The following is a 26,090-nucleotide window of genomic DNA, read 5'->3' on the forward strand; positions in this document are numbered from 1 at the left end:
GTCGCATTTAAGGATGCGGCTACATGGTGGTTGTAGCTCAGTTGGTTAGAGCATCGGTTTGTGGTACCGAGGGTCGCCGGTTCGAGCCCGGTCTTCCACCCAGAATTTAAGCCTTCAAAGAAATTTGAGGGCTTTTTTTGTGCGCCATTGTTTATGAATAGTGTTCGTGGAGACACAAACAATAGGAGAATCAATTAAAGGTTGATACAGAAATATTATCTATAGTATTAAAATATCAGTAATTTAATCGCAAAATCATAAAAACTCAGAATCATCAGACTATGAATAAATTATCATTAATAATCTTAATTGTTATTTTCATCAGTTGTAAAAACGAAAGTAAAAATCCAGAATCGAACGAGGAAAATGTCAAATCTGAAATCTTAAGTTCAAATTCAAATAAAGAAAAGGTAAAAACCAATACTTCTCTCAAAATTGTTGAACCGGTAAAATGGACAACCAAAACAAACCAAATTTCGGAGACAGATTATGAATTAATAATAGTAGCCAACATTGAAGATGATTATCATTTATATTCTCAAAAAGTTCCAGAAAATGGTCCACTTCCGACAGTTTTTATTTTTGAAGAGAATGATGATTACGACTTAGTTGGAACTACATCTGAGGAAGAGGGACGAACAACTCATGATCCCACATTCGACATGGAAATCAAATCGTTCAAAAATAAAGCGGTTTTTAAGCAGTTGGTCAAAATGAAAAAAAAGAATTCAAAAATTATGGCAGAGATAGAATTTATGTCTTGCAATGATTCGCAGTGTTTGACAGGATACAGTGATATCGAATTCCAAATTTAGAATGCATTCATCTTAATTCTATCAACTAACTGTCTTGTACAATCAGATAAATATTTACAATTAATAGTTTTTAACGTGTTAATCCTGAGGTTGACTTTGTTTTTTAAATTAGTAACCTCGAAATGTAATTACGCAAAATGTTAAGAACACCAACTAAGACCTTTTCGATCAGAAACTAATTATTAAGTTAGTCCGTTCATTAAATATCAAAAAAAAAGCACCTCAGTTAAGAAGTGCTTTATATTGCTATACTTTAAAGTTTCTCAGAATAGATCATTCAAAACCTTCGCTAATCTAATCCCTGCAATTTGCAGTTGGGTTCTTGCAACGTCCAGATGGTTATAAGAATAAGCATAACCTAAATTTTCACCTTCCTCAACTGAACCATAAACGGTTTTTGCCAAGTTTTGCGTATCATTTACCCAATCCATAACAGAACCTTCTTGAAGAAACTTAACTTGTCTTTTTGATAAAAATTCAGCGTTTTTTGCCAATTCACTATAACTCATATTATAGGATTCAATCATTTGACTATCCCATACGCGATGGAGATTGGTGTCTTTATTTTGCCATTTTACTTTAATATCGTTGCCACCTCGGTCTTCTTCACGACCAATATGTAAAGGTTGGTGTAAATCGCCCACCAAATGAATCAACATTTTTAAATAAAAGGTTTTGTCAGCATCAGAAGCATTGGGATCCTTAATGACGTTCTTGCAATGTGCAATGCCAGTCACCAAATCGCCTTTTGGATTTTTTTTGGACGATTCATAAGTGTCGTCAAAGGACATGTTGACATAATGCCAAGTTCCAAATTCCTTAAAACGTGGATCTGCTTTGATCTCATCTCCAAAAGTAGAGACCAATGCCAGCGATTGATGATTTAATATTTTTTTGAGATGACGCTTTGTTTTATTACTGGTATGCTGATCTGCAATAGCTCCAACAGCACGATGTCCTGTAGCACCCCATCTTTTTGTGGCGAAACTATTGGCGTTGAAAAGTAGTACAACGGTAAGAATACATACGGATATCGATCTCATAACACTATATAACTATTATTTCTTATTTCTTTTATTGAAATTTTTATCACCTCTTGATTTAGGTTTTTTATATTTTTTGGCGATCTCTCTTTTGTAAGAGCCTCCCTGATTGATTTTTTTGTTTTTCTCTTTTTTCTCATGAAAGGCGGGGCCAGCAAGATCATCGTCACGTCGTTTTATCGGGTTGTGGTGCTCTTTGTTCTGTATGCGCTCTTCTTCAATCAATTCTGTAGACAGCGATACAGCATCAGGAATTTCTTTTAACGGAATTTCCATTTGCATCAATTCCTCAATAGCGGTGACCCACTCTTGTTCAGCTTCGGTTGAAAATAAGATGGCTTGTCCTTCACGTTCCGCACGACCTGTCCTCCCTATCCGATGCATATAGTTTTCGGGAAAGTGTGGGGTGTCAAAATTGATGACGTGACTGATGTGGTCAATATCGAGTCCGCGTGCCATGACATCGGTTGCAATCAAGATACGGTTTTCACCTTCTCGGAATTGTTCGATACTCCGCAATCGGTAATTTTGTGTTTTGTTGGAATGGATCACGCAACTTTCATTAGGAAAAAGCGCTTCGATCTTATCAAACAGTAAGTCTGCCATTTTTTTATAGGCAACAAAAATCAAGACTTTATTGAAAGTTTCTTTATCGCCTAATACATGCTCCAAGACATTTACTTTAGAATAAAAGTTGGGCACATTATAACGCGTCTGACTGATATTTTCCAATGGTGTTCCTGAAACCGCAATGGTGATTTTTTCTGGTTCGGTAAAAAAGTCGGTAATCAATGCGTCCACATCATCAGTCATCGTTGCCGAAAACATAATGTTTTGACGACGTTCAGGAAGAATATCGAAAATATTTAAAAGTTGATATCTAAAGCCCAAATCGAGCATGACATCCACTTCATCAATTACCATTTTCTGAATGGATTTTAGTGGCAAAACATGGCTCACTGCTAAATCAAATAAACGACCAGGAGTAGCCACAACAATGTCCAAACCTTCGGCTACAGCCTGTCTTTGGGTGTTGATGTTGACGCCACCATAAATCCCGAGGACTCTCACATTCATGTATTTGGTGAGCTTTTCTATCTCCTCAACTACTTGAACTACTAATTCACGAGTAGGCACTAAAACCATCACTCGCGGATTGTCCTGCTTGGAAAACGGCAAGTTTTTGAGAATGGGCAACATATAGGCGTAAGTCTTGCCCGTACCCGTTTGTGCAATACCCACCACATCTTTTCCAGAAGCCACCACATTAAATGCTTGTTCCTGAATAGGGGTAGGCGAGGTAAAACCTAAATCGTCTAAGGCGTTATATAACGGGGTGTTTAAATTAAGGTTTTTAAAGCTCAAGGTGTATGATATTTATTAATGTTGAGTGAGGTATTAGTTGGTGGTCTGCAGGGTTAAGTGATTAGGTTCGAAACTCAAACTCCTCAACTAATCCTTACAGGCTGCAAAGTTAAAACTAATAATCAACTTATACTAAATGCCTTTCGTGTATTTCAATGCTGTAAGAAGCGCTATAGGTCTTGTTTTTGGCTAAGGCCACAATGCCTTCTTTATCCTTTAAGACGTGATCGCTATCCTCAGAATCAGCCAAACCTTGCCATGGTTCAATACAAACAAAATTAGCATTTGGTTTTGCCCAAATTCCTAAATATGGAAACTCAGCGAAATCGAAATTTAAAATTTCACCATGATTTTTGCTAATTAATGCAACTTTTTTCGATTTTAAATCCTTAAAAACAAGTGCGTCTTTGTCGAACAAATGGGCGTGTAGCGGAATCGTATCCGGTGTTTTAAAAACAGCTTCAGTTTCTGATGTGAAAAGTCCTGTGCTTAGATTCAACAAATGTGTTGGCGAGGTTTCTGGATGTTCAAATTTCAAACTATAATCCTCATAAGTTTCCTCAGGATATACAGGGCATTTAAAGGCAGGATGTCCGCCTACTGAAAAACAAATGGTTTTGTCATCTATATTCTTAACTGTATAGGTGATTTTAATCTGATTTTGTAACAAGGAATAATTCACCAAAAACTCAAATTTAAAAGGATAGGTGAGCAGTGTCGCTTCGGAATATGTCAATTTAAGACTTAGGTTATTTTCGCTTTGATCAGCTACCACAAAAGCATCGCTACGTCTTGCAAACCCATGTCTTGATAAGTGATAGGATTTGTTTTCATAAGTAAATATACCTTCCTTTAATTCGCCAACAATAGGAAATAAATTGGGCGCATGCCCACTCCAAATTTCCGGATTGCCATCCCACATAAATTCCAAGTTATTTTTTATGGCTGAAATTTTTTGCAATTCTGCGCCTACAGGATGGATGGCTATTTCTAAAAGTGAATTCTTTAAGATAAACATGGTCTTGATATTTTTAACTAAAGTACAAAGTTCTTAATTAGTTTGTAGAATCTCATTAACTTTACCTCGGAAAATTAAGCCTTGAGAACACAGCACACCTATACCATCCAATCCCCTAATTTCAAGACCCAGCTTTTGCAATGGAGCCAGCAATTTGAGGAAGTTGTTTGGTTGGATTCCAATAAGCATGCTCAAAAACATAATAGATATGATGCGATTTTGGCTGTGGATGCGTTTACCGGGATCACTACAGATTGTCATCAGGCATTTGATAAACTGCACGAGTATCAAAGCGTGACCAAGGATTGGATCTTTGGCTATTTGACTTACGATTTAAAAAATGATCTCGAAAACCTACACTCCAACCACTTTGACGGCTTAAACTTTCCGGAGTTATTCTTTTTTCAACCGAAGAAAATCTTTCTGATTAAAGAGGATGTTGTTGAAATGCACTACTTGAAAATGGTGGATGACGAATTTGAGTCTGATCTTAAGGAAATAGAGGAATGGACGAAGAATAAAGTTGAACTTAGTTCAGAAAAAATCAACATAAAACTAAGATTGACTAAGGATCAATATTTTGAAAAAGTCAATAAGATGTTGGCACACATACATAGAGGCGATATTTACGAAGCCAATTTTTGCCAAGAGTTTTATGCTGAAGACACCCAAATTGATCCGTTGGAAACCTATCAAAAATTGAATAGCATTTCAAAAGCGCCTTTTGCTACGTTTTTTAAAAATCGACATTATTATGCATTATCAGCATCTCCTGAGCGTTATTTGAAAAAAGAGGGCCCTATAGTGATTTCGCAACCTATAAAAGGAACTGCTGAGCGTTCGTTAGATTCAATAGAGGATGAGCGACTCAAGGAGGAGCTCAAAAGCAATCAAAAGGAACGCAGTGAAAATATCATGATTGTGGATTTGGTACGTAATGATCTCTCACAAACAGCCATTAAGGGCAGTGTTACAGTTGAAGAATTGTGTGAAGTTTATACTTTTGAGCAGGTGCATCAATTGATTTCGACCATTACATCTGTGGTTGGAGAAAAAACACCTCCTGTTACAATTATTAGATCCACGTTCCCCATGGGAAGCATGACAGGTGCGCCGAAAATTTCTGCAATGAAAATTATTGAAGATCTTGAGGAAACCAAACGTGGCCTCTATTCTGGCGCCATTGGTTATTTTAGTGCGACAGGTGATTTTGATTTTAACGTCGTCATCAGAAGTATCCTATATAACGCACAAAATCATTATGTATCCTACTCCGTAGGTGGCGCCATTACTGCAAAAAGTGATCCTTTAAAAGAATATGAAGAGTGTTTGATAAAGGCGAAAGCCATGCGTCAAGTGCTTGAAAATTAGCTACATTTATTATTAAGTATATTTTAAATTTATGAAAAAAATCATCCTGAGTTTTTGTGTTGTGTTATTATTATCGTCTTGTAAGGACGAGGTTAAAATTCCTGAAAACTTCGATTATGGTAAAATAGAAAGCGGGGTTTATGACAACAAATTCTTCAATTTCGAATTGGCATTTAACGACCAATGGAGTGTTCAGACAAAAGAGGAAATGCAACAAATGAGTGAAAACAGCCGAAATACTATGGCTGGAGATAATCAAAATTTAAAAAGCACGTTGCAGGCATCTCAAGTTAATGTAGCCGATTTATTTTCAATTTTTAAGTTTCCAGTTGGATCCGTTACGGGTGGTAATGCTTCATTGATCATCAATGCTGAAAACTTACAGAGTTTTCCAAATGTAAAAACTCCAAGAGATTATATAATGTCAGCACGTCAACTTCTTGACCAAACCTCACTCACTCTGATTTATAAAAAAGAACCCTACACTAAAACTATTGGAGGCAAACAATTTATAGGTATGGAAATCTTTAATCAAGATTATAATTTAACGCAAGACTATTTTGTAACCTTACGGAATGGTTTTGCCATTTCAATGGTACTTTCTTATGATAATGCTGAAGATCAGCAAGAACTTTATAAAATGCTCGACACTATAAAATTTGAATAATGCTACAAACTTTCCAGAAACATCTTGATGAGAAATTAGACATGCTCCACGGCAGCCGATTGCTCTTGGCTATTTCTGGAGGCTTGGACAGTGTTGTTTTGACGTACTTATGTCATCAATTAAAGTTAAAGGTGTCCTTGGCACACTGTAATTTTAATTTGAGGGCTGCTGAAAGTGATGCCGATGAGGAATTTGTTTTAGCATTGGCAGACGATCTGGAATTGGATGTTTTTATAGAAAGTTTTGAAACGGAAATCTATGCCAAAGAACAGGGAATTTCCATTCAGATGGCGGCACGTGAACTCCGCTATAATTGGTTTTTTGAATTGGCAGAGCAATTGGATTTTGATTATATTCTCACCGCGCATCATGCCGATGATAACCTCGAAACGTTTTTGATCAATTTGACACGAGGAACCGGTTTGGAAGGTTTAACTGGAATTCCTGAAGTATCCGATAAGATTGTGAGACCGTTGTTGTCTTTTTCAAGAGAAACATTGGAAACCTACGCACAAAAGGAACACATTGAATGGCGCGAAGATGCCAGTAATGCGTCAACAAAATATCTGAGGAACAAATTGCGACATGATGTTATACCGACATTAAAGGAAATGAATCCTCGGTTGCTTCAAAATTTTCAAACGACGATTTCCAATCTGCAAGACAGTCAGGATCTCATAGACGATGCCGTCGTAAAAATTCAGAAGAAGTTAGTCACGGTAGATAACGATCAGATCAAATTGGATATCAAGAAATTGAAAAAGCTGTCCAATCCCAAGGCATATCTTTATCAACTCCTAAAAGATTTTAATTTTACCTCTTGGGACGATGTCGTCAATTTATTGAACGCGCAATCAGGAAAACAAGTTTTTTCAGCAACCCACAGATTGTTGAAAGATCGCGAGTTTTTGTTGTTGTGCGAATTGGATTCGGTATCTGAAAAACATTTAATTTCTGTTCAAAAAGAGGATAAAGAAATCACAACATCTTTTGGCAGGTTGACTTTTGATGAAGTTGATGCCATTTCAGAAACATCAAAAAATACGATCTATACAGATGCCGATCAACTTAAATATCCTTTATCCATAAGAAAGTGGCAGGAAGGCGACTTGTTTTATCCTCTTGGAATGAAGGGCAAAAAGAAATTGAGTAAATATTTTAAAGATGAAAAACTCTCCTTAATTGATAAAGAGAATGTTTGGATTCTGTTTTCTGGCGAAGATGTGGTTTGGATTATTGGAAGACGTCCCGATGAGCGATTCAAAGTCACAGATAACACCACAACTATTTTAAAAATAGAAGTACACTAAATGAAGTTACAAGGACAAATAGTCGATATATACAACAGACGGATTTTCAGAGGAGAAATTACGATACAAAACGGAAAAATCCGGAGTATTGAAGAAAAAGATCATGAGATCAACCATTATATTCTTCCGGGTTTTATAGATGCACATATCCATATTGAAAGCTCCATGTTGGTACCCAGCGAATTTGCTCGTTTAGCTGTCAAACATGGTACTGTAGCAACGGTTTCTGATCCGCATGAAATAGCAAATGTGCTCGGCATTGAAGGTGTCGAATTTATGATTGATAATGGAAAAAAAGTGCCCTTCAAATTCAATTTCGGAGCGCCTTCATGTGTTCCAGCTACAGAATTTGAATCGGCAGGAGCAATTATCGATTCTGAAGGAGTTAAAAAGCTTCTCGAAAATCCAGAGATCAAATACTTGGCGGAACTAATGAATTATCCGGGAGTTATATTTGATGATCCTGAAGTGATGAAGAAAATTGAATGGGCGAAACATTTTAACAAACCCGTGGACGGTCACGCACCAGGAGTTTTGGGAGATGACATTACTAAATACATCAATGCAGGAATTACTACAGATCATGAGTGCGTGACTTATGAAGAAGGTCTAGAAAAACTTCAAAAAGGCATGAAAATCCTGATCAGAGAGGGTAGTGCTGCCAAAAACTTTGAAGATTTGATTGATTTATTGCCAGAGCATTATGAACATATAATGTTCTGCAGTGATGATAAACATCCGGACGACTTACTATTACATCACATTAATAACCTGTGTGCGAGAGCGGTTGCAAAAGACATGGATATCTTTAAGATTTTACAGGTGGCATGCATCAATCCCGTAGAACATTATGATTTGGATGTTGGGACCTTAAAAGTTGGAGATCCCGCAGATTTAATTGTGGTTGAGGATTTAAAAGCATTCAAAACTTTGCAAACCTATAGTGATGGTCAGTTAGTTTTTGATAATGGGATTTCTCTAATTGAGAAAGTTTCCTTTAAAAATCTTAATAATTTTAATACCTCTAAAAAAGAAATCAGCGATTTCAGATTGGCATCCAATGCTAAAAATATTCGCGTGATTGAAGCCATGGAAGGTCAATTGGTGACCAATGAAATTTTCGTAAATAGTTCTATTAAGGACGGGAATTTGGTTTCAAACGTGGACAATGATATTCTGAAAATGACGGTTGTCAATCGCTATCAAGATCAACCGCCGGCGATTGCATTTATCAAAAACTTCGGATTGAAAACTGGCGCTATTGCAAGTTCTGTCGGGCATGATTCCCACAATATTATCGCGGTTGGTGCTTCAGACGAGGCAATTTGTAAAGCAGTCAATTTGCTCATCGAAAACAAAGGCGGTATTTGTGCCGTTTCTGATTCAGTCGAACAAATCTTACCATTACCAGTTGCCGGTATTATGAGCGATCAAGATGGCGAAACCATAGGAAAACACTATGCTGAACTCGATCGCATGGCGAAAGAACTGGGCAGTACTTTAAAAGCACCTTATATGACCTTGTCTTTTATGGCTCTCTTAGTGATTCCCGCATTAAAACTCAGCGATAAAGGTTTATTCAATGGAAAAGATTTCAAATTTACCGACCTCCAAGTTGATTAAAAACTCTGCGTATCTCTGTGTTTTCTCCGCGTAACTCTGTGTAATATTCAATAACATACAACTAAAAAATGCCCATTCTCGATTCCACATTCAAACCACCTTTTTATTTCCGTAAAAGTTTTATCGCTACAGTCTATTCTGGATTGTTCAGAAAAGTCAATTTAGAACAAAAGCGAGAACGTTTGGAGTTGGCAGACGGCGATTTCATCGATTTAGATTGGAGCTATGCCCAACAGAAATCTGATAAGGTTATTATTCTACTCAGTGGATTGGAAGGTCACGCTCAGCGTCCTTATCTCACGGGAACGGCAAAATTATTCAACAAGAATGGGATTGATGCCATCAGTGTTAATTTTAGAGGCTGCAGCGGCGAACCCAACCGGAAGTATTACGCCTACCATTCTGGGGCAACGGAAGATTTACATGCCATCATCATGCACGCTATTAAAGATAAAAAATATGCTGAAATCTATTTATATGGCATCAGCTTGGGTGGGAATTTAGCCTTGAAATACTTAGGAGAGCGCGATGATGTGCCTTCGCAAATAAAAGCCTGTATTGGAATTTCAGTCCCTTGTAGTTTACAGCATTCAGCAAAGCGATTGCACAGTTTTATAAACAAACCTTTCCACGACCGATTTAAAAAGAGATTGGTCAATAGTTTAAGGGTGAAGCAAAGCCAATTTCCAGAGCAAATATCAGAAGCGGAAGTAGATTCTATAAAAACCTTAAACGATTTTGACGAGATATACACCTCAAGAGCCCACGGATTCAAAAACGCTTTGGATTATTATGAAAAAAGCAGCTGTCTCCAGTTTTTGCCTAATATAAAAGTGCCATCCTTAATTATAAACGCACTCAACGATTCGTTTTTAACCCCAGAATGTTTCCCGGTAAAAGCTGCCAAGAACAACCCCAATCTCTATTTGGAAATGCCAAAGTATGGTGGTCACGTCGGATTTATACAGCGTGGTGGCGTGTATTACAATGAAAAAAGAGCTTTGGAGTTTGTGACGAAAAACACAAAATAATTAAGGATCAACTTAAAGTCTGAGTTAAGATGCTTATAAGGAGGTTGTTACACGAAGTTCCGCAAAGGAGCACGAAGTTCCACAAAGTAAGGACTTTTAGTTTAAAGAAAAATTATCAGCGAATATCAGCTCAATCAGCGTCCTCAGCGTTCTTTTCTCGCAAAGTAGCGAAGACGCAAAGGCTTTAAGTCGCGAGGAAATTTTTAGACAACATTGTTAAGGTTTTATCCACAAAAAAAATCAGTGATGATCAGTTATATCAGCGCCCCCGCCTGAACGGACGGGCAGGTCAGCGTTCCATTCTACCGTCTCAATTCATCCGGAAAACCTTCCACCGTCAAATCCCAGAGCATCGGTAACAAGAAATACACAAACAAGGTCAAGATCACAATGGATATTACGTTCATCACAAAACCTTTACTTACCATATCTGGAATCCGTAAATATCCCGATCCAAAAACCACCGCATTGGGAGGTGTCGCGACGGGTAACATAAACGCACAGGACGCAGCAACTGCAGCGCCAACCATCAGAATAAAAGGATGAATATCTACAATTATAGCCATTGGTGCCAAAACAGGCAGCAACATGGCGGTAGTAGCCGTATTAGATGTGATTTCCGTTAAAAAATTGATCGCTGCAATCAGTAATAGAATAAGAATAATGGTAGATAAACCAGCAAACGTAGTCATTTGATTGCCTATCCAAACGGCTAATCCACTCGATTCAAATCCGCTGGCAATCGCCAAGCCACCACCAAATAGCAAGAGAATCCCCCAAGGAAGTTTTACAGCATCCTCCCAGGTCATCAAGTTTTGATTTTTATTTTTTGCAGGGATAAGAAAAAGGACAATGGCAAAAATTATCGCAATAATGGTATCATCTAATTTTGGAATCAATTTATTAAATAGTAACGATCGCGTGATCCAAAAGAAGGCCGTCGTACCAAAAACAACGGCCACCATTTTTTCTTCGTAACTTATTTTGCCAAGCAACGTCATTAATCGTTTGATTTCTGATTTGCCTCCAGGGAATTCCTTCTGCTTAAAATTGAAGGCGTAAGAGGTTAAATATTTCCAACAAATAAAAAGGAGCACTACCGAAATTGGAAACCCAAACATGAACCACTGCAAGAATGAGATTTCATAATCATAAATATTAGAGACCACTCCAGCCAACACCAAGTTTGGAGGTGTGCCAATCAATGTGGCAATTCCACCAATGGAAGCACTGTAGGCAATAGCAAGCATCAAAGCCTTTCCAAATAAATTCGTTTCGTTTTCAATGGTATTCGGGTTGTCCTTAAGTTGTGTGATGATGGCAATGCCAATCGGTAACATCATGACAGCAGTTGCGGTATTGGAAATCCACATGCTCAGAAAAGCCGTGGCCACCATAAAACCAAGGATGATCTTTTTAATGTCAGAGCCGATGAAATTAATAATATTTAGAGCAATTCGCCTATGGAGGTTCCATTTTTCAATGGCAATGGCAATAATAAACCCGCCAATATATAAGAAAATATATTTATGTCCGAAAGATGCCGTTGTAGTGCTCAGATCCAATCCACCAGATAGGGGAAAAAGAACAATGGGCAACAATGCGGTCACTGCAATAGGGATGGCTTCCGTAATCCACCAAATCGCTACCCATGCGGTGGACGCCAATACAGCTCTGGCTTCTTCCGAAAGCCCCTCAGGTTTGAAAAACATTAATATCAAGATGAAAGATAATGGGCCCAAGAGGAAGCCAATGCGTTTTAGGTTGCTCATAAAGTTTAGTTAAGGAAACTAAGATATGTTTTTTTTGAGATTTCTGATTAAAATTAATTGTGAGTTATTAGATTATTGAGATTCTCAATAAACTTATGGTCTCCTAACTCATTAGAGTTTCAATTTTGAAACACGCTCTTAATATCGCTATATTTGAAGCATCATTATGAACATTCCATTGAATGTGCCAACCTGCCAATACAGGCGAAGGTGGTTTAACAATGAGCCTTTACAAAGGAAAAATATGTCAAAAATCCGCACTTTATTTAAACGTTTATTTTCAAACAATAGCACACTAAAAATCTGTTTAGATGAGGATTTAGTGTTTTACAGTATCAATTTTAAGGAACTAACTACAAACTTTGTCTTTGATGTAGAAGATTTATATGATGAGCGTGTCAAGGGAATTCCAGCGTTTTTGATTTTTCAAAATCCCAGTACTGGCGACCATCAGAATTACACCTATTTCGAATCACAGCGATTGAAAGAGAAACAGCCCTATGCCTTATTGTATTATGACTGTGCTGGTGCTTTTGCAACCAGAGCTGTTTCTATGGTCAGCAATTTAGAATTGCGGAAAATTGAGATAAAAAAACATAGGATTGATAAAAGAATATAACAGTTATGAATGAGATCAAATCAGTGATGTCAAATAGTTTCTAACTAGGAGTTGTTTTGTAATCAAATATAGTATTCAATTTAGTTGCTACAAATTTTTAAAAACCCCATGATATTTTGCCAATGTTGGTGTTTTCCACCAACATTTTCATCAACCAGATAATGTTTAAAGGTTTTGCTAAATGGAGTTTTATCCGTTATCTCAACTAAGAATCTATTAACAAATTTTCTCTCAAACTTTCTCCTTTGAAGTTAAGGGCATTCTTCCTACATTTAACAAAACCAATACATTATGCTGAAAAAAGTTTTTGGAAGTGCCGTTTTTGGCGTTGAGGCCACAACAATCACCGTAGAAGTGAATGTCGATAATGGTGTTGGTTATCATTTGGTTGGCCTTCCGGACAATGCCATCAAGGAAAGTAATTTCCGAATTGCCGCAGCACTTCAAAATAATGGTTATAAAATTCCAGGCAAAAAGATCATTATCAATATGTCTCCCGCCGATTTACGCAAGGAAGGCTCAAGTTATGATTTGACTTTGGCTATCGGAATTTTAGCGGCAACCGGTCAAATCCAAGCTGAGAATTTAGAGGACTATTTAATTATGGGTGAATTGTCCTTGGACGGAAATTTGCAACCAATTAAGGGATCCCTGCCCATAGCAATTAAAGCACAGGAAGAAGGTTATAAAGGTTTTATTCTGCCTTTGCAAAATGCGAAGGAAGCTGCCATTGTTTCTGATCTTGAAGTTTATGGCGTTGAAAATATTGCGCAAGTCATCAATTTTTTCGATAAAAACGAACCCTTAGAGCGTACAATTATTAATGTTCAGGAAGAATTCTACAAAAATTTAGATTTTCCAGAATTTGATTTTTCTGATGTGAAAGGTCAGGAATCTATCAAACGGTGTATGGAAATTGCTGCTGCAGGCGGACATAATATTATTTTGATTGGACCACCAGGCGCAGGAAAAACGATGTTGGCAAAGCGATTGCCCAGTATTTTGCCACCCATGACCATGCGTGAAGCTTTAGAAACCACCAAAATTCACTCTGTGGCGGGACGTGTCAAGGATAACACGGGTTTGATGTCGCAGCGACCGTTCAGAAGCCCGCATCACACAATTTCGAATGTTGCGCTTGTCGGCGGCGGAAGCTACCCACAACCGGGAGAGATTTCCTTATCTCATAATGGCGTTCTGTTTTTGGATGAATTGCCAGAATTCAAACGGGATGTTCTGGAAGTCATGCGCCAGCCTTTGGAAGATCGAGAGGTGACCATTTCACGAGCGAAATTTACAGTTACTTATCCATCGTCATTTATGTTGGTAGCGAGCATGAATCCGAGTCCGGGTGGGTATTTCAATGATCCAAACGCGCCAGTAACGTCATCGCCCGCAGAAATGCAACGTTATTTAAGTAAAATCTCTGGACCTCTTTTGGACCGTATCGACATTCATATTGAAGTGACGCCTGTTCCTTTTGAGAAACTATCGGATGAACGTAAAGGCGAATCTTCCATAGAGATCAGAAAACGCGTGACATCCGCAAGAGAGCGACAGACCAAACGCTTTGAAGCGAATGAAAACGTCCATTACAATGCACAGATGAGTAGTAAGCAAATTCGCCAGCATTGCATTATGGACGACGCGTCAAAAAATCTTTTAAAAACTGCTATGGAACGTTTAAATTTGTCCGCAAGAGCTTATGACCGTATTTTAAAAGTTTCAAGAACCATCGCCGATTTGGAAGGTGTTGAAGATTTAAAAGGTGCCCATATTAGTGAAGCTATTCAATATCGAAGTTTGGATAGGGAAGGGTGGCTTGGATAAATTCCTGCGAAGGCAGGAATCTCATGTTTAAAAGACAATTTTAATTCCATAAAAAAAAATCGCTTACCTATCATCAAAACCCTAAATTTGAATCTTTGGGATCGATCCAATATTCGGATTTTAAAAGTTTCTAGAACTATCGCTGACTTAGAAGGTGTTGACCATTTGAAAGGTGGCCATATCAGTGAAGCTATACAAAATCGATTTTTGGATAAGGAAGGGTGGCTTGGCTAAATTCCTGCGTGTTTGCAGAGCTTGTCGAAGTAGAGGCAGAAATCTCATATTTAAAAAGACAATTTGAATTTTTATAAAAATTAACATTCCCATCATGATCAAATCATTAAGATTCGCAATCCCAATCCTCCTCCTTTTCGCCTGTAATAATTCCAAAGAAAAAGAACAGCCTAAAGCTGAGCAAGCATCAGAAATCATACTAGTTGAAGCGCCAATCTTACATTTGGAAGAAGCCAATCGTTTGGCAGAACTTCCCATTAATTGCGTGCAAGTTGAATATCCTAACAAACTCAATCAAACCATCGGAAGTGGCGAGGATTTAAAATCCCCTAAAACACTTCATCCTGCGTTTTATGGCTGTTTTGACTGGCATTCCTCAGTCCATGGACATTGGAGCTTGGTCAGTTTGTTGAAACAGTTTCCAGAGCTCAACAAAAATACAGACATTGAGCAGATGTTGTTGCAAAACATGTCCAAAGAAAATATTCAAACCGAGGTCAATTACTTTTTTGAAAAGCACAATGCCACTTATGAGCGTACTTATGGTTGGGCTTGGGTATTGAAGCTCGCTGAAGAACTGCATACCTGGGATGCGCCGTTAGCAAGGGAATTAGAATCTAACTTACAGCCTCTAACTGATTTGATGGTTGAAAAATACATTGAATTTTTACCAAAGCTCAATTATCCAATTCGCGTTGGGGAGCATTCCAATACGGCTTTCGGATTGTCATTTGCTTATGATTATGCGCATACCATTGGGAATGAAACCCTAAAATCCTTGATCGTGCAACGATCAAAAGATTTTTATTTAAAAGACGCAAGTTGCCCTTTAACCTGGGAACCAAGTGGTTTTGATTTCTTGTCGCCTTGTTTGGAAGAAGCTGCTTTGATGAAACGCGTGCTTCCTACAGAGGAATTTAAAACATGGTTATCGGATTTTCTTCCTCAGTTAAAAGATAAAAACTTTGCATTGGAAACGGGAAAAGTAAGCGACAGAACCGATGGAAAGTTGGTGCATCTCGATGGGGTCAATTTTTCGAGAGCATGGAGTTTATATGAGATTTCTAGAGATCTTCCAGAATATGCACATCTTAAAAACATTGCGAACGCACACATAACGTATTCCTTGCCAAGTATTGTTGGCGATAGTTATGAAGGCGGACACTGGTTGGGTAGTTTTGCCATATATGCGCTAAATACTGCAGCACGTGATTAAAAACTGGTTTAAGAATATTGGTCCTGGTCCTTTAGTTGCCGCAGCTTTTATAGGTCCTGGGACAGTAACTATTTGCACTTTAGCGGGGGTCAACTTCGGATTTGCTTTGCTTTGGGCCATGGGCTTGTCCATCATAGCGACGGTAGTTCTTCAAGAAATGTCGGCGCGACTTGGGCTCATTAGTCAAAAGGGCCTTTCGGAAGTGATACGATCGGAAATTAAAAATCCGATTTTGAGAGGACTCACCATCCTCTTGATTCTCTCCGCAATTGTTATTGGCAATGCAGCCTACGAAGCTGGAAATATTAGCGGCGGTGTTTTGGGAATGGAAACTATTTTCGGTAATCCTACGGTAGAGCTAGCAGGTTTTGATCTGAATGTGTTGAGTGTAGTTGTCGGAATTATTGCATTTTCAGTGCTTTATGTGGGGAATTACAAGGTTTTGGAGCGGATTTTAGTGACGTTGGTCATTTTGATGAGTATTTCTTTTTTAGTGACCGCGATGATCACACAGCCGGATCTTTCGGCAATTTTCAACGGCCTATTTATCCCTCAAGTTTCCGAAGACAACCTACTCACTATTATTGGATTGATTGGAACCACAGTGGTGCCGTATAATTTGTTTCTACATGCCTCGCTGGTAAAAGAAAAGTGGCATCATGAATCCGATTTAAAATATGCAAGAAAGGACACGATAATAGCTGTAGTTCTGGGTGGCATTGTGTCCATGTCGATCATTATTTCAGCGGCGGCCATTGACACACAAAACATTTCCAGTGCAGCCGATCTGGCTAAAGGCTTGGAACCTTTATTCGGGCGTTTTGCTAAATATTTCTTGGCGATTGGTCTCTTTGCAGCTGGGATTACAAGTGCCATTACCGCACCGCTGGCCGCGGCTTATGTAGCGACCGGATGTTTAGGTTGGTCAACGAGCATGAAATCTAAACAGTTTAGAGCGGTTTGGATGTTTATTTTGGGGTTGGGAGTTTTGTTTTCTTCCATCGGCTTTAAGTCTATTGAAATCATCAAATTTGCACAAATCACCAATGGTTTATTGTTGCCGATTATCGCAGCATTTTTATTGTGGGTGATGAATAAATCCAGTATTTTAGGAAAGTATAAGAATACCGTAATTCAAAATATCATTGGTTATATTATTGTAGGCGTTGCTGTGTTTTTGGGAGCAAAGAGTATATTGATGGTGTTTGGATTATTATAAAATTTTCTCGCAGCAGGCGCAAAGGCGCAATGAATTGTAAATTTGTGTCTGAAAAAATCAGCGTTAACCAGCAGTCTCAACCTTACTTGTCTACGGAAAGATAAATCTCAAAACTATTAGAAATACATGTCCAAAGAAAACCTCATAACATCCATAGATATCAATGCCGATGTAGGCGAAGGTCTCAATAATGAAGCCCAGCTTATGCCGTTCTTATCCTCTTGCAATATTGCTTGTGGCGGCCATGCAGGAAATGAGAAAACGATGACATCCGTTGTGAAATTGGCCAAACAACACAAGGTCAAAATCGGAGCGCATCCATCATTTCCAGATAAAGAAAATTTCGGAAGACTTCAAATGGACATTTCTCTTGAGGACTTGTTGACCTCCCTAAAAGCTCAAGTAAATGATCTCATCAAAGTTTTAAAAACTGAAAACGCAGTTTTGCATCATATCAAACCTCATGGTGCGCTCTATAATCTTGCAAACACAGATAAAACTTATGCTGAAGTGGTTGTTTTACTGATGAAGGACTATGACAAGTCCGTCAAATTATATGCGCCATACGGTTCGATTATCGCTAAAATGGCAGAAAGGAATGGGATAACGGTTCTTTATGAGGTTTTCGCCGATAGGAATTATAATGACGATCTAACTTTGGTGTCAAGATCGCAGCCAAACGCACTTATCGAGGATGGAGCTGAATTAACTGAACATGTTCTTTATATGCTACAACATCAAAAAGTGAAGACCATCAATGGTAGTGATAAAGACATTAAAGCAGACACGATATGTATTCATGGTGATCATCCCCAAGCTGAACAGCATTTGCAAATCCTGACAGCAGAATTAATTAAAAAAGGAATCCAGATTCTATAAAATTTTGAAGAGTTTTCAATTGACATATTCGCGATTTTCGGAGACCTCTATTTTAGTGGAGTGGCCACAATACATTGCACCTGAAATCCTGAAGGATATATTATTATTCAAAAATTATTTATTAAAAAATGAAAGTGAATCAATTATTCAAATAACAAGCGCATATTGTTCTATTTTAATTACTTATAAGTTTCAAATATCTAATATTGAAGCTAAAATTACGTCGTTAAAGTCTAATTATAATTCAAGACAGGATTTAGAAATACAAATCCAAAAAACCTGGAAAATCCCCGTCTGTTATGATCTGAGTTTTGCTTTGGATTTGGAGGAGATGTCCATAGAAAAAAAACTGTTGATCCCAGAAATTATCCACTTGCATTCCAAAACTATTTATAAAGTCTATTTCATAGGGTTTCTTCCGGGGTTTTTATACTTAGGAGGTTTGGATAAGAACTTGTTTATGCCACGAAAGAAAAGTCCACGGCAACATATTGAAAAGGGTGCGGTGGGCATTGGTGGCGAACAGACAGGAATTTATCCTAATGCAAGTCCAGGAGGTTGGAATATCATCGGAAATTCGCCCATTTCGTTTTTTAATCGCAAATCAGATTCCCCGTGTTTTGCAAGTGCTGGAGATAATGTTCAGTTTATCTCTGTCGATGTTGAAACCTATCGAGAAATTTTATCTCAAGTTGAAAATGGAACTTATAAAATAGAAAGTGAGGTACTTGATGGTTGAAATCTTAAAAGCCGGACTGTATGACAGCATCCAAGATTTAGGGCGATTTGGCTATCAGGAATTTGGGGTTCCAATTTCTGGAGCTATGGATCATTATTCGGCAAAACTGGCCAACGCAGTTTTAGGAAATCAAGAAGATGCTGCCTTGCTGGAGTTCACTTTGATTGCACCGAGACTTAAATTTCACAGTGATACTGCCATTTGTATCACAGGAATGGAAAGTCAAGCCCAAATCAATGAGAAACCCGTTGACAACAATGTGTACATTATCGTAAGAAAGAACGATATCCTTTCTTTTGGATCAAGAAAATTGGGTTGCAGAGGCTATGTGGCGGTATATGGCGGATTTTTATCAGAAAAGGTCATGGAAAGTAGAAGTTTCTATAAATCCATAACTGAGCAACAACGTTTAATAACTGGCGATTTTATAAAAGTGTCGCAAGTTCCGATTCCTATTAAAAGGTCAAACGCCATTTTAAAAACGCCGCAAGCACATTTAGAATCCTTTGGGATTGAGGTTTTTAAAGGTGTTGATTTTGAAATACTTAATACTGATCATCAAAACAAGATATTTACTACAGAATTTACGATTTCAAAAGATAGCAATCGGATGGCCTATCAATTGGATGAGCGTTTTGAAAATTCATTGGAACCCATTATAACGGCGCCTGTTTCGCCAGGTACTGTGCAGCTGACGCCTTCAGGTCAATTGATGGTGCTGATGCGGGATTGTCAGACCACTGGAGGCTATCCAAGAATATTGCAACTTTCCGAAATGGCCATAAACCGATTGTCCCAAAAAATCTCTGGACAAACATTTCGATTTGATGTTTTGACTGCTTAATTTTTCGATAGAAATGACGTTTATAGGTTATTTGAGTTTCTTTGATATTGAAGTCTTCTCATGGTATTTTTTAGAATTTTAGAAGCCTGATTTATTAATTTCATAAGTATTTTGCCAACTTATCTCTAAATTTTCTATAATTTCATTGCTTCAACTAAAAACCAACCCATTATGAAAAACTTCGTCATGCTCATTTTTGGAATTATCATTGGCGCTTTTGCCATGTATTTCTATTGTAGCCAACCCAATGCAGAATCGAAGATTGCTGCGCCTAAAGGACTCATTTCTCCAAATCAAATTAAAGCTTTAGATCAAGCTTACAACCCAAGACATCAATTGATCAGTGATTCCCTAGTAAAAAGAGATGGTGGGGATAACCGATCGTCATGGTATGAATTGAGCCAAGTCAGAAATTATCTTAATTATGCTGAAAATGAAGCTAAAGAATTAGGTTATACTATGGATGGCGTTCGCATTTATCTAGGTGCTCATCCTAATGAAAACGGAGAAGCGGGTTATACGACCCTATTTTTTGTTCCTACAGGCAAGCCTAATAAAGCCACGGCGTCACTGTTTAATTTTTCTATGCAAACAGGTGGAGGCGACATTCCTGGAGGAGGAGGATTGGATTTTGGAAATCACGGGTATCCACCTCGTGCGAACTATCCTCAATAGCGCTTAATGTTGACGGATTTTTTAATAAATTATGGTGGTATTATCACCATTTTGTTCGAATTGCTAGCGGCTTTGGCAGGAAGTTATTATCTCAGAAAAGTAAATAATAGCTTGCTGAGGGTCTTTGTGTATTATTTGTGGCTCACAGTTGGTTTTGAAATTGTAGGAAGATACACCTATCTCATGGACTATGATTATGACTATGGCTGGTTTATTGCCATCAAAAACAGTGTGTTTAGCAATAATACTTGGCTTTATAACATTTATGCCTATTTGGGCATTGGGTTCATAAGTATTTTTTATTATAACTTAATGACCAATTTTAAAGCAAGGATTACTGTGTTGTCAACTCTGGGAGCTTTCAGTCTATTTTCAATCCTATATTTCACATTAACCGATGCTTTTTTTCAAACAACCTTGCCTTATCACTTCTTTATTAGTGTTTCTATTATTTGTTTGTATGTGTTGTTGTATTTCCTGCAATTGATCAACAGCGATAAAATTCTTGATTATTATAAACTGCCTTCTTTTTATATAAGTATTACGTTGCTGCTTTGGTATCTTTGCATCATCCCATTATTTATTTTTGATGGCTATTTTAAATCCATTAACTCTGAATTTGTTAGGTTTAGGACGATACTCTTACTATTCATAAATATATGTACTTACTCAAGTTTCACTTTTGCTTTTTTATATCCACTGTACAGGAGAAGACGATAAATAAGGAGGAATTCGCCTTGATTGGATATATGACTTTAGTGATTCTACTATTGTCTATTATGGTCATTACCTTTTTTATTGCCTTCCAAAAGCGAAAGAACAAGTTGCTTTTAGAGAAAATAAAGCAACAGAAGGAATTTGAGGACACTGTAGCGAAAACTAGTGAGGAGATCCAGGAACAAACACTTAAATATTTAGGTCAGGAACTTCATGATAATATAGGTCAGTTGCTGTCACTAGCTAGCATGCAAATGGGAATGTTGGGGGTCAAGATTGGCGAGGATATAAAAGAACCATTCGTGGAGACACAAAAAATAATCAAGGAAAGCTTGAGTGAAATCAGAACTTTGTCAAAGTCTTTAAATACTGATGTGATACAAAATAGAGGGTTTGAGAAATCGATAAATGCGGAGATTTCGCGTCTTAACCGACTGAAATTGATTACCTCGGAATTTATTGTTATTGGGGATATTATACCGTTTGAGAATCATAAGGATGGCATTATCTTATTCCGAATTTTACAGGAATTCATTTCAAATACCGTAAAACATTCAAGAGCTAAAACACTAAAAATTTCGTTGGATTCCACTCAAAATGACTTATTAATTATTAAAGCCACTGATGATGGGAATGGGTTTGTTTTAAATGACGTCAAGGATAGTTCTGGTTTGTTGAATATGAAGAATAGGGCAGAGCTTACGGAATCAACCTTCAGCTTATTGTCTCAGCCCAATGATGGCACACAACTCGAGATTCATTATCCAATTACAAAGCGCAAGTTGAAAGTCAATGAACTATAATAAACTATTAAGTCTTTTTTCTTTCAGCAAAGCAGTCTATCATCATTCTTAAATACGTTAAAGGCAGGCATTCCAAAGTGGATCTTCAGGTAAAGGTGCTACCACATGAATTTTCTCATTAGAAACGGGATGGATAAACGACAAGCCACGCGCGTGCAAACTGATGCTGGCGTCAGGATTGCTTCGGTCAAAACCATATTTTAAATCGCCTTTTATAGGACAGCCTATGCTTGAGAGTTGCGAACGAATTTGATGGTGCCGTCCAGTTTCCAATTGAATTTCCAATAAGTAATAATGATCTAATTTTTTCAGAATCTTATAATGAAGAATGGCTTTTTTTCCCTCGGAAATTTCTTTACTATGCGCTGTCGATTTGTTGTTTTTCGGATTCTTCTTTAACCAATGGATGAGTGTATCTTCCGTTTTGGGAGGCATTTGTTTTACTAAAGCCCAATAGATTTTTTTAGCATCCTTCTCAGCAAATATTTTATTGAGCCGCGGTAAGGCTTTGCTTGTTTTGGCGAACACAATGACGCCTGTGGTTGGTCTATCCAATCGGTGTGCCACTCCTAAATACACATTTCCAGGCTTGTTGTATTTTTCCTTGATATAGGATTTAACCACTTCACTCAAGGGCTTGTCTCCAGTTTTGTCACCTTGTACAATATCACCCGCACGTTTGTTGACAATGATGATGTGATTGTCTTCGTAAATAACTTGGAGATTATCTTTATTGGAGAGGATTTTTGACACGGATTATTTTTTTGACACTAATTTCATTAATTGGCACGAACGATTAAGCAGCAATGGAACGCTGACGACGCTGATCTTTTATGACCTGCCTGCCGACAGGCAGGTTTGCACTGATTTTCTTTGAGCACTAATTATCCTTTTAAATTTTACTCACTGATAACTGCCTGCCCGTCCGCCTGCCCGTCCGTAGCTTTAGTGAAGGCGGGTAGCTTTTGCGAAGGCGGGAACACGGCCAACGGTGAACTGCCAATCCTTTAATTATTTTACAAAAAAATCTATAATCGTTTTAACAAATTATGCGACTGCGTCTGATATATAGAATTGTAAAAATAACAAATAGTTTATTGAAGCTCGTTTCATTATAATAAATTTTCACAAAGTGTGATTTCTATAATGTTAACTATTTGTTAAAGAGATTCCTAATTGTTTGACTTGTATATATATAGATTGCAAGTAATATAACTATTTTGTCTATTTTAGCTTATAAAACAAAGAATTATGAAAAAAATAATATTTGCATTTATTTGCACATTGGGAATTTTCTAATTTACTTCTAGTGAAAATTTGAAAAGTGACATGGTAAAAGGATGTAATTAGTCCTATACAATAAACGGCGGTCCTAATTGTGCGGCTAACGGCACTACACATGGTTGGTGTAGTAGAGGCCGAGTTTAATGAATTTGCGAATGATGTGTTTGAGAATTCGCCAGGGTGTACAAGACCAAATATAATAAGACCTATAGAAGACTAAGCTTAACAATTGATTATAGACAAAATAGTTTTTAATTTAATACGATAATATGAGCAAAATTTTCTTATATATTTTTTTATTCTCTTCAATTTGTTATTCTCAGGAGAATAAGGACTTGAGCCTGGTAACTTATACATTTGAAGTGAATTTATATAATTATACCGATGGAATACCCTATAAATCAAGGTTGTTTTATAATGATAGCACAAGTCTTTTTATTTATAACAATATGTACATTGAAGGAGTTACAGGTTTTTTAAAAAAAAGTTGGAGATAGGACTGGGAGAGTAACAGGAGTACAATTTTTCAGGGACTTTGATGAAGTTGGAAATAAGTTTTATTTGAATTTCAATACTAAGGAATTAACTTCTCGGGAACTTTTAAATTCAAAATACGAAGTGACGGTTAAAGAAAAGGATATTGATTTTAATTGGCAAATTACAAATGAGACAAAAAATATAGGTAAATTCATTTGTTATAAAGCAACTACAAAAAATTTTAGGGGACGTAATTATGAGGCTTGGTTTACCTATGAAATACCTGTGCCAGCAGGCCCATGGAAATTCCATGGATTGCCAGGTTTAATATTGGAGATACATGATGATAAGGACTTAATAAATATTACCTTTTCCAGTATACAAGAACATGCCGACAAAAAAGTAGATTATTCTCTACCAAACGCTAAAGAAGTTTTGACATTGGAAGAGTATCTAAATGAAAGTTTTAGATTATATATTAGTTATGTTGAAAATCAAATGGCGATGATTGCCACAGGTCAGATGAGACAATCTAATCCTCTAGCTTATAATAACTTTGAATACACTACAGAACAAATAAAGTGGCTTAATCAATACAATGAGATTGAATATGGTAATTATGAGAAATCAATTAAAGAAAAAAAGGATTAACATCCGTAATAAATATTCTTCAATTGGTCTTAAACTAATTATATTGTTATTCTCTTTTAACGCTATATATAGTCAAGAACCTATAAAGATTTTTGGCGTCGTCCAAGATTCTCTTTCTCAGCCATTAGATATAGTTACCGTTGTTTTATTTGATAATGACGAAAGGTATGTTTCTGATTTTAGGACTAAAAATGATGGCCAATTTCTTTTTGAACTACTTCCTCAGAAAAGTCAATATGTTTTAAAATTTAGATCTCTGGCATACAGCACGGATGATATTATAGTAAAGGTTGATGAAAATACTTCAGAGTACGGTTATAAAGTAATCATGTCATCCTATATAACCAAATTAGATGAAGTAGTAATTCAAGGTAGTCAACCGGTAAGAATAAAAAAAGACACGATTGTATTTAAAGCAGCTAACTTTTTAGATAAAACAAATGAAGTTCTAGAAGATTTGCTTAAAAACTTGCCTGGCGTCGAAATTGATACTGATGGCACCGTAAAAGTTAATGGTAAGGGTATAAATAAAGTACTTATTGGTGGTGATGATGTTTTTGATAATAACTATAAAATAGCTACCAAAAACATTGATGCAAAAGATGTTGATGAGATAGAAATCATATATAACTTTAATGAAAACTCTGTTTTAAGAGCCATTGTTGAATCTGAAGCTATTGCAATAAACATCTCTATAAAGGATGAGAGATCCGGTGCAATTTATGGCAAAGGAAGCATTGGTTATGGAAATGATAATAATTATATAGGAGGTCTAACACTTTTTAAATTAGATAAGAAATTAAAAACATTTTTAATTAGTAAAACTAATACTACCGGTATAGGTGCAAACGATAACCTTAACGGCTCAATGTTTCGTCGTTCAGGAAGTGGCAATTTCGATAAATATCAAGCTTTCTCTGATAATATAATATCGACAGATGGAGTTGCTTCCAACCCTGTAATTAATGAATCTTATTTAAATGACAATAGATCCTATTTTAATTCACTGCATGTTTTAACAAAGCCTAAAAGCAATATTCATGTGCGTACTATATTCTATTTATTGGACGATGCTATAAAAAGACAAAATGCCTTTAAAACTTTCTATTACAGCCCGCCCGTTTTTGATATCTCCCAATCAAAAGTTATTCACAATAATATGCGAGAATTTAATGCGGAACTAAATATAAAAAATGCTAATGGCAGTAAATCCTTTATTGAATATAACGGGATCTTCAATAATGCGAATCAACAATCCCATATTGATTTGACCATTGATCAAAATAAATTTAATGAAAATCTGAGCATTAAAGATTATTTTATATCCCAACAACTTAATACGACTTTCAGAATTAATAGAAAATCGACATTTAGTTTGAATATGTTTTACTTGCAAGATAAGAATCCGCAAGTGTACGCAACCAATAATCCTATTATTGAAAACCAAGGAGTGATTTCACAATCTTACAATAATCCGATACGGCATTTTGGATTTAATTCAAAATTGATTAGCACAAAAAGCCAATGGAATTTTGGGTTCTTAAATAAAAATGAAAAATTGATTAGTGAGATATTGAATGATGAGTCTAAATTACTGAGTGAAGATTTTGATTTTTATAATAATATAAAATATAATAATAACGACTTTTTTGTTTATCGAGAATATGATTTTTTATTCAATAAAAATTATGTTCTATCAATAAATGCCAAAGCAGGTTATAATTTCGTAAAATATAAAACGGACACGGCTGATCAAAATCCTGTAAGCTCCCCCTAAAACAGAACTGTTTAAAAGTAGAATAATTATCTTAATTTAGACAGTATTATGAGAAAGAGTAAATTTTCACCACAGCAGATCGCAAAGATCCTAAAGGAGTTCGACAACGGA

Annotated in this window: 24 protein-coding genes, 1 tRNA gene and 1 riboswitch; of the genes, 20 read left to right on the forward strand and 5 right to left on the reverse strand. The window is 36.8% G+C overall.

Translation table 11 applies throughout. The features are described 5' to 3' along the window. The first annotated feature begins 25 nt into the window (after positions 1-25). Positions 26-101 (forward strand) — tRNA-His (locus ESZ48_RS09850). Positions 102-281: 180 nt separating this feature from the next. Further along, positions 282-815 carry a protein-disulfide reductase DsbD domain-containing protein gene (locus tag ESZ48_RS09855; protein WP_129017243.1) on the forward strand — a complete coding sequence of 178 codons (534 nt, stop codon included), beginning with the start codon at positions 282-284 and terminating at the stop codon, positions 813-815. Positions 816-1,078: 263 nt separating this feature from the next. On the opposite strand, the gene ESZ48_RS09860 is transcribed toward ESZ48_RS09855, so the two are convergent. The 3 genes from ESZ48_RS09860 to ESZ48_RS09870 all read right to left on the reverse strand — a co-directional run bounded on the left by ESZ48_RS09860 (position 1,079) and on the right by ESZ48_RS09870 (position 4,241). Further along, positions 1,079-1,858, reverse strand: a complete 780-nt coding sequence (locus tag ESZ48_RS09860; protein ID WP_129017244.1) for a S1/P1 nuclease — start codon at positions 1,856-1,858, stop codon at positions 1,079-1,081. Between the two features lie 15 nt (positions 1,859-1,873). Beyond that, complete coding sequence (locus tag ESZ48_RS09865; RefSeq protein ID WP_129017245.1) at positions 1,874-3,223, reverse strand: DEAD/DEAH box helicase; 1,350 nt, start codon at positions 3,221-3,223, stop codon at positions 1,874-1,876. Positions 3,224-3,350: 127 nt separating this feature from the next. Then, positions 3,351-4,241, reverse strand: coding sequence for an aldose 1-epimerase family protein (locus tag ESZ48_RS09870; protein WP_129017246.1), 891 nt, complete (start codon positions 4,239-4,241; stop codon positions 3,351-3,353). A gap of 81 nt (positions 4,242-4,322) precedes the next feature. Here ESZ48_RS09870 and ESZ48_RS09875 point away from each other — a divergent pair, with 81 nt between their 5' ends. From ESZ48_RS09875 to ESZ48_RS09895, 5 genes are all read left to right on the forward strand, one after another. Next, a complete protein-coding gene (locus tag ESZ48_RS09875; protein WP_129017247.1) occupies positions 4,323-5,612 on the forward strand; it encodes an anthranilate synthase component I family protein in 1,290 nt (429 codons plus the stop codon). A gap of 31 nt (positions 5,613-5,643) precedes the next feature. Then, a complete protein-coding gene (locus ESZ48_RS09880) occupies positions 5,644-6,279 on the forward strand; it encodes a hypothetical protein (RefSeq protein ID WP_129017248.1) in 636 nt (211 codons plus the stop codon). Next, positions 6,279-7,589: a tRNA lysidine(34) synthetase TilS gene (gene tilS, locus ESZ48_RS09885; protein WP_129017249.1), complete on the forward strand. Its 1,311-nt coding sequence runs from the start codon at positions 6,279-6,281 to the stop codon at positions 7,587-7,589. Before ESZ48_RS09880 ends, tilS begins: the two co-directional genes overlap by 1 nt. Further along, the gene (gene ade / locus ESZ48_RS09890) at positions 7,590-9,212 is read left to right on the forward strand and encodes an adenine deaminase (RefSeq protein WP_129017250.1); all 1,623 of its coding nucleotides are present in this window, start codon (positions 7,590-7,592) and stop codon (positions 9,210-9,212) included. A 68-nt stretch (positions 9,213-9,280) separates the two neighbouring features. Beyond that, the gene (locus ESZ48_RS09895) at positions 9,281-10,243 is read left to right on the forward strand and encodes a YheT family hydrolase (RefSeq protein WP_129017251.1); all 963 of its coding nucleotides are present in this window, start codon (positions 9,281-9,283) and stop codon (positions 10,241-10,243) included. A gap of 302 nt (positions 10,244-10,545) precedes the next feature. Here ESZ48_RS09895 and ESZ48_RS09900 read toward each other — a convergent pair whose 3' ends face one another. After that, positions 10,546-12,015 (reverse strand): SLC13 family permease, encoded by a 1,470-nt coding sequence (locus tag ESZ48_RS09900; RefSeq protein ID WP_129017252.1) that lies wholly within the window; start codon positions 12,013-12,015, stop codon positions 10,546-10,548. Between the two features lie 156 nt (positions 12,016-12,171). Then, positions 12,172-12,269, forward strand: a riboswitch (SAM-I-IV-variant riboswitch). Between ESZ48_RS09900 and ESZ48_RS09905 the strand changes: the two genes are divergently transcribed. The 11 genes from ESZ48_RS09905 to ESZ48_RS09955 all read left to right on the forward strand — a co-directional run bounded on the left by ESZ48_RS09905 (position 12,260) and on the right by ESZ48_RS09955 (position 21,790). Beyond that, on the forward strand, positions 12,260-12,634 hold the full coding sequence (locus tag ESZ48_RS09905; protein WP_129017253.1) for a hypothetical protein: 375 nt from the start codon (positions 12,260-12,262) through the stop codon (positions 12,632-12,634). (Overlaps the previous riboswitch by 10 nt.) A gap of 291 nt (positions 12,635-12,925) precedes the next feature. Further along, a complete protein-coding gene (locus tag ESZ48_RS09910) occupies positions 12,926-14,464 on the forward strand; it encodes a YifB family Mg chelatase-like AAA ATPase (RefSeq protein WP_129017254.1) in 1,539 nt (512 codons plus the stop codon). A gap of 87 nt (positions 14,465-14,551) precedes the next feature. Continuing rightward, on the forward strand, positions 14,552-14,698 hold the full coding sequence (locus ESZ48_RS19555; RefSeq protein ID WP_223266411.1) for a magnesium chelatase subunit ChlI family protein: 147 nt from the start codon (positions 14,552-14,554) through the stop codon (positions 14,696-14,698). A gap of 94 nt (positions 14,699-14,792) precedes the next feature. Beyond that, positions 14,793-15,914, forward strand: coding sequence for a DUF2891 domain-containing protein (locus ESZ48_RS09920; protein WP_129017255.1), 1,122 nt, complete (start codon positions 14,793-14,795; stop codon positions 15,912-15,914). Beyond that, complete coding sequence (locus ESZ48_RS09925; RefSeq protein ID WP_129017256.1) at positions 15,907-17,133, forward strand: Nramp family divalent metal transporter; 1,227 nt, start codon at positions 15,907-15,909, stop codon at positions 17,131-17,133. Before ESZ48_RS09920 ends, ESZ48_RS09925 begins: the two co-directional genes overlap by 8 nt. A 126-nt stretch (positions 17,134-17,259) precedes the next feature. Further along, positions 17,260-18,012: a 5-oxoprolinase subunit PxpA gene (pxpA, locus tag ESZ48_RS09930; RefSeq protein WP_129017257.1), complete on the forward strand. Its 753-nt coding sequence runs from the start codon at positions 17,260-17,262 to the stop codon at positions 18,010-18,012. 4 nt (positions 18,013-18,016) lie between these two features. Beyond that, a complete protein-coding gene (pxpB, locus tag ESZ48_RS09935) occupies positions 18,017-18,751 on the forward strand; it encodes a 5-oxoprolinase subunit PxpB (RefSeq protein ID WP_190246231.1) in 735 nt (244 codons plus the stop codon). Beyond that, positions 18,744-19,595, forward strand: a complete 852-nt coding sequence (locus tag ESZ48_RS09940; protein ID WP_129017259.1) for a 5-oxoprolinase subunit C family protein — start codon at positions 18,744-18,746, stop codon at positions 19,593-19,595. Before pxpB ends, ESZ48_RS09940 begins: the two co-directional genes overlap by 8 nt. 171 nt (positions 19,596-19,766) lie before the next feature. Further along, positions 19,767-20,270, forward strand: coding sequence for a hypothetical protein (locus tag ESZ48_RS09945; protein ID WP_129017260.1), 504 nt, complete (start codon positions 19,767-19,769; stop codon positions 20,268-20,270). Between the two features lie 6 nt (positions 20,271-20,276). Then, the gene (locus ESZ48_RS09950; RefSeq protein WP_129017261.1) at positions 20,277-20,990 is read left to right on the forward strand and encodes a hypothetical protein; all 714 of its coding nucleotides are present in this window, start codon (positions 20,277-20,279) and stop codon (positions 20,988-20,990) included. Further along, positions 20,930-21,790 (forward strand): sensor histidine kinase, encoded by an 861-nt coding sequence (locus tag ESZ48_RS09955; protein ID WP_223266412.1) that lies wholly within the window; start codon positions 20,930-20,932, stop codon positions 21,788-21,790. Before ESZ48_RS09950 ends, ESZ48_RS09955 begins: the two co-directional genes overlap by 61 nt. Before the next feature lie 57 nt (positions 21,791-21,847). On the opposite strand, the gene ESZ48_RS09960 is transcribed toward ESZ48_RS09955, so the two are convergent. After that, positions 21,848-22,543 (reverse strand): RluA family pseudouridine synthase, encoded by a 696-nt coding sequence (locus ESZ48_RS09960; RefSeq protein WP_129017262.1) that lies wholly within the window; start codon positions 22,541-22,543, stop codon positions 21,848-21,850. 1,092 nt (positions 22,544-23,635) lie between these two features. On the opposite strand from ESZ48_RS09960, the gene ESZ48_RS09965 reads away from it, so the two are divergent. Continuing rightward, the gene (locus ESZ48_RS09965; RefSeq protein ID WP_129017263.1) at positions 23,636-24,202 is read left to right on the forward strand and encodes a GLPGLI family protein; all 567 of its coding nucleotides are present in this window, start codon (positions 23,636-23,638) and stop codon (positions 24,200-24,202) included. Beyond that, positions 24,171-25,979: a TonB-dependent receptor gene (locus tag ESZ48_RS09970; RefSeq protein WP_190246232.1), complete on the forward strand. Its 1,809-nt coding sequence runs from the start codon at positions 24,171-24,173 to the stop codon at positions 25,977-25,979. Before ESZ48_RS09965 ends, ESZ48_RS09970 begins: the two co-directional genes overlap by 32 nt. Positions 25,980-26,090 lie beyond the last annotated feature (111 nt).

It is taken from the genome of Gelidibacter gilvus, assembly GCF_004115975.1.
GTDB classification, from domain to species: domain Bacteria; phylum Bacteroidota; class Bacteroidia; order Flavobacteriales; family Flavobacteriaceae; genus Gelidibacter; species Gelidibacter gilvus.

What these genes read in the sequence shown, in the direction of transcription:
- ESZ48_RS09895 (WP_129017251.1), top strand. Translation starts at nt 9,281, where the DNA reads ATGCCCATTCTCGATTCCACATTCAAACCACCTTTTTATTTCCGTAAA.
- ade (WP_129017250.1), top strand. Translation starts at nt 7,590, where the DNA reads ATGAAGTTACAAGGACAAATAGTCGATATATACAACAGACGGATTTTC.
- ESZ48_RS09905 (WP_129017253.1), top strand. Translation starts at nt 12,260, where the DNA reads ATGTCAAAAATCCGCACTTTATTTAAACGTTTATTTTCAAACAATAGC.
- ESZ48_RS09920 (WP_129017255.1), top strand. Translation starts at nt 14,793, where the DNA reads ATGATCAAATCATTAAGATTCGCAATCCCAATCCTCCTCCTTTTCGCC.
- ESZ48_RS09900 (WP_129017252.1), bottom strand. Translation starts at nt 12,015, where the DNA reads ATGAGCAACCTAAAACGCATTGGCTTCCTCTTGGGCCCATTATCTTTC.
- ESZ48_RS09860 (WP_129017244.1), bottom strand. Translation starts at nt 1,858, where the DNA reads ATGAGATCGATATCCGTATGTATTCTTACCGTTGTACTACTTTTCAAC.
- ESZ48_RS09940 (WP_129017259.1), top strand. Translation starts at nt 18,744, where the DNA reads ATGGTTGAAATCTTAAAAGCCGGACTGTATGACAGCATCCAAGATTTA.
- ESZ48_RS09945 (WP_129017260.1), top strand. Translation starts at nt 19,767, where the DNA reads ATGAAAAACTTCGTCATGCTCATTTTTGGAATTATCATTGGCGCTTTT.
- pxpA (WP_129017257.1), top strand. Translation starts at nt 17,260, where the DNA reads ATGTCCAAAGAAAACCTCATAACATCCATAGATATCAATGCCGATGTA.
- ESZ48_RS09910 (WP_129017254.1), top strand. Translation starts at nt 12,926, where the DNA reads ATGCTGAAAAAAGTTTTTGGAAGTGCCGTTTTTGGCGTTGAGGCCACA.
- ESZ48_RS09880 (WP_129017248.1), top strand. Translation starts at nt 5,644, where the DNA reads ATGAAAAAAATCATCCTGAGTTTTTGTGTTGTGTTATTATTATCGTCT.
- ESZ48_RS09950 (WP_129017261.1), top strand. Translation starts at nt 20,277, where the DNA reads ATGTTGACGGATTTTTTAATAAATTATGGTGGTATTATCACCATTTTG.
- ESZ48_RS09955 (WP_223266412.1), top strand. Translation starts at nt 20,930, where the DNA reads ATGTACTTACTCAAGTTTCACTTTTGCTTTTTTATATCCACTGTACAG.
- tilS (WP_129017249.1), top strand. Translation starts at nt 6,279, where the DNA reads ATGCTACAAACTTTCCAGAAACATCTTGATGAGAAATTAGACATGCTC.
- ESZ48_RS09970 (WP_190246232.1), top strand. Translation starts at nt 24,171, where the DNA reads ATGAGAAATCAATTAAAGAAAAAAAGGATTAACATCCGTAATAAATAT.
- ESZ48_RS09870 (WP_129017246.1), bottom strand. Translation starts at nt 4,241, where the DNA reads ATGTTTATCTTAAAGAATTCACTTTTAGAAATAGCCATCCATCCTGTA.
- ESZ48_RS09855 (WP_129017243.1), top strand. Translation starts at nt 282, where the DNA reads ATGAATAAATTATCATTAATAATCTTAATTGTTATTTTCATCAGTTGT.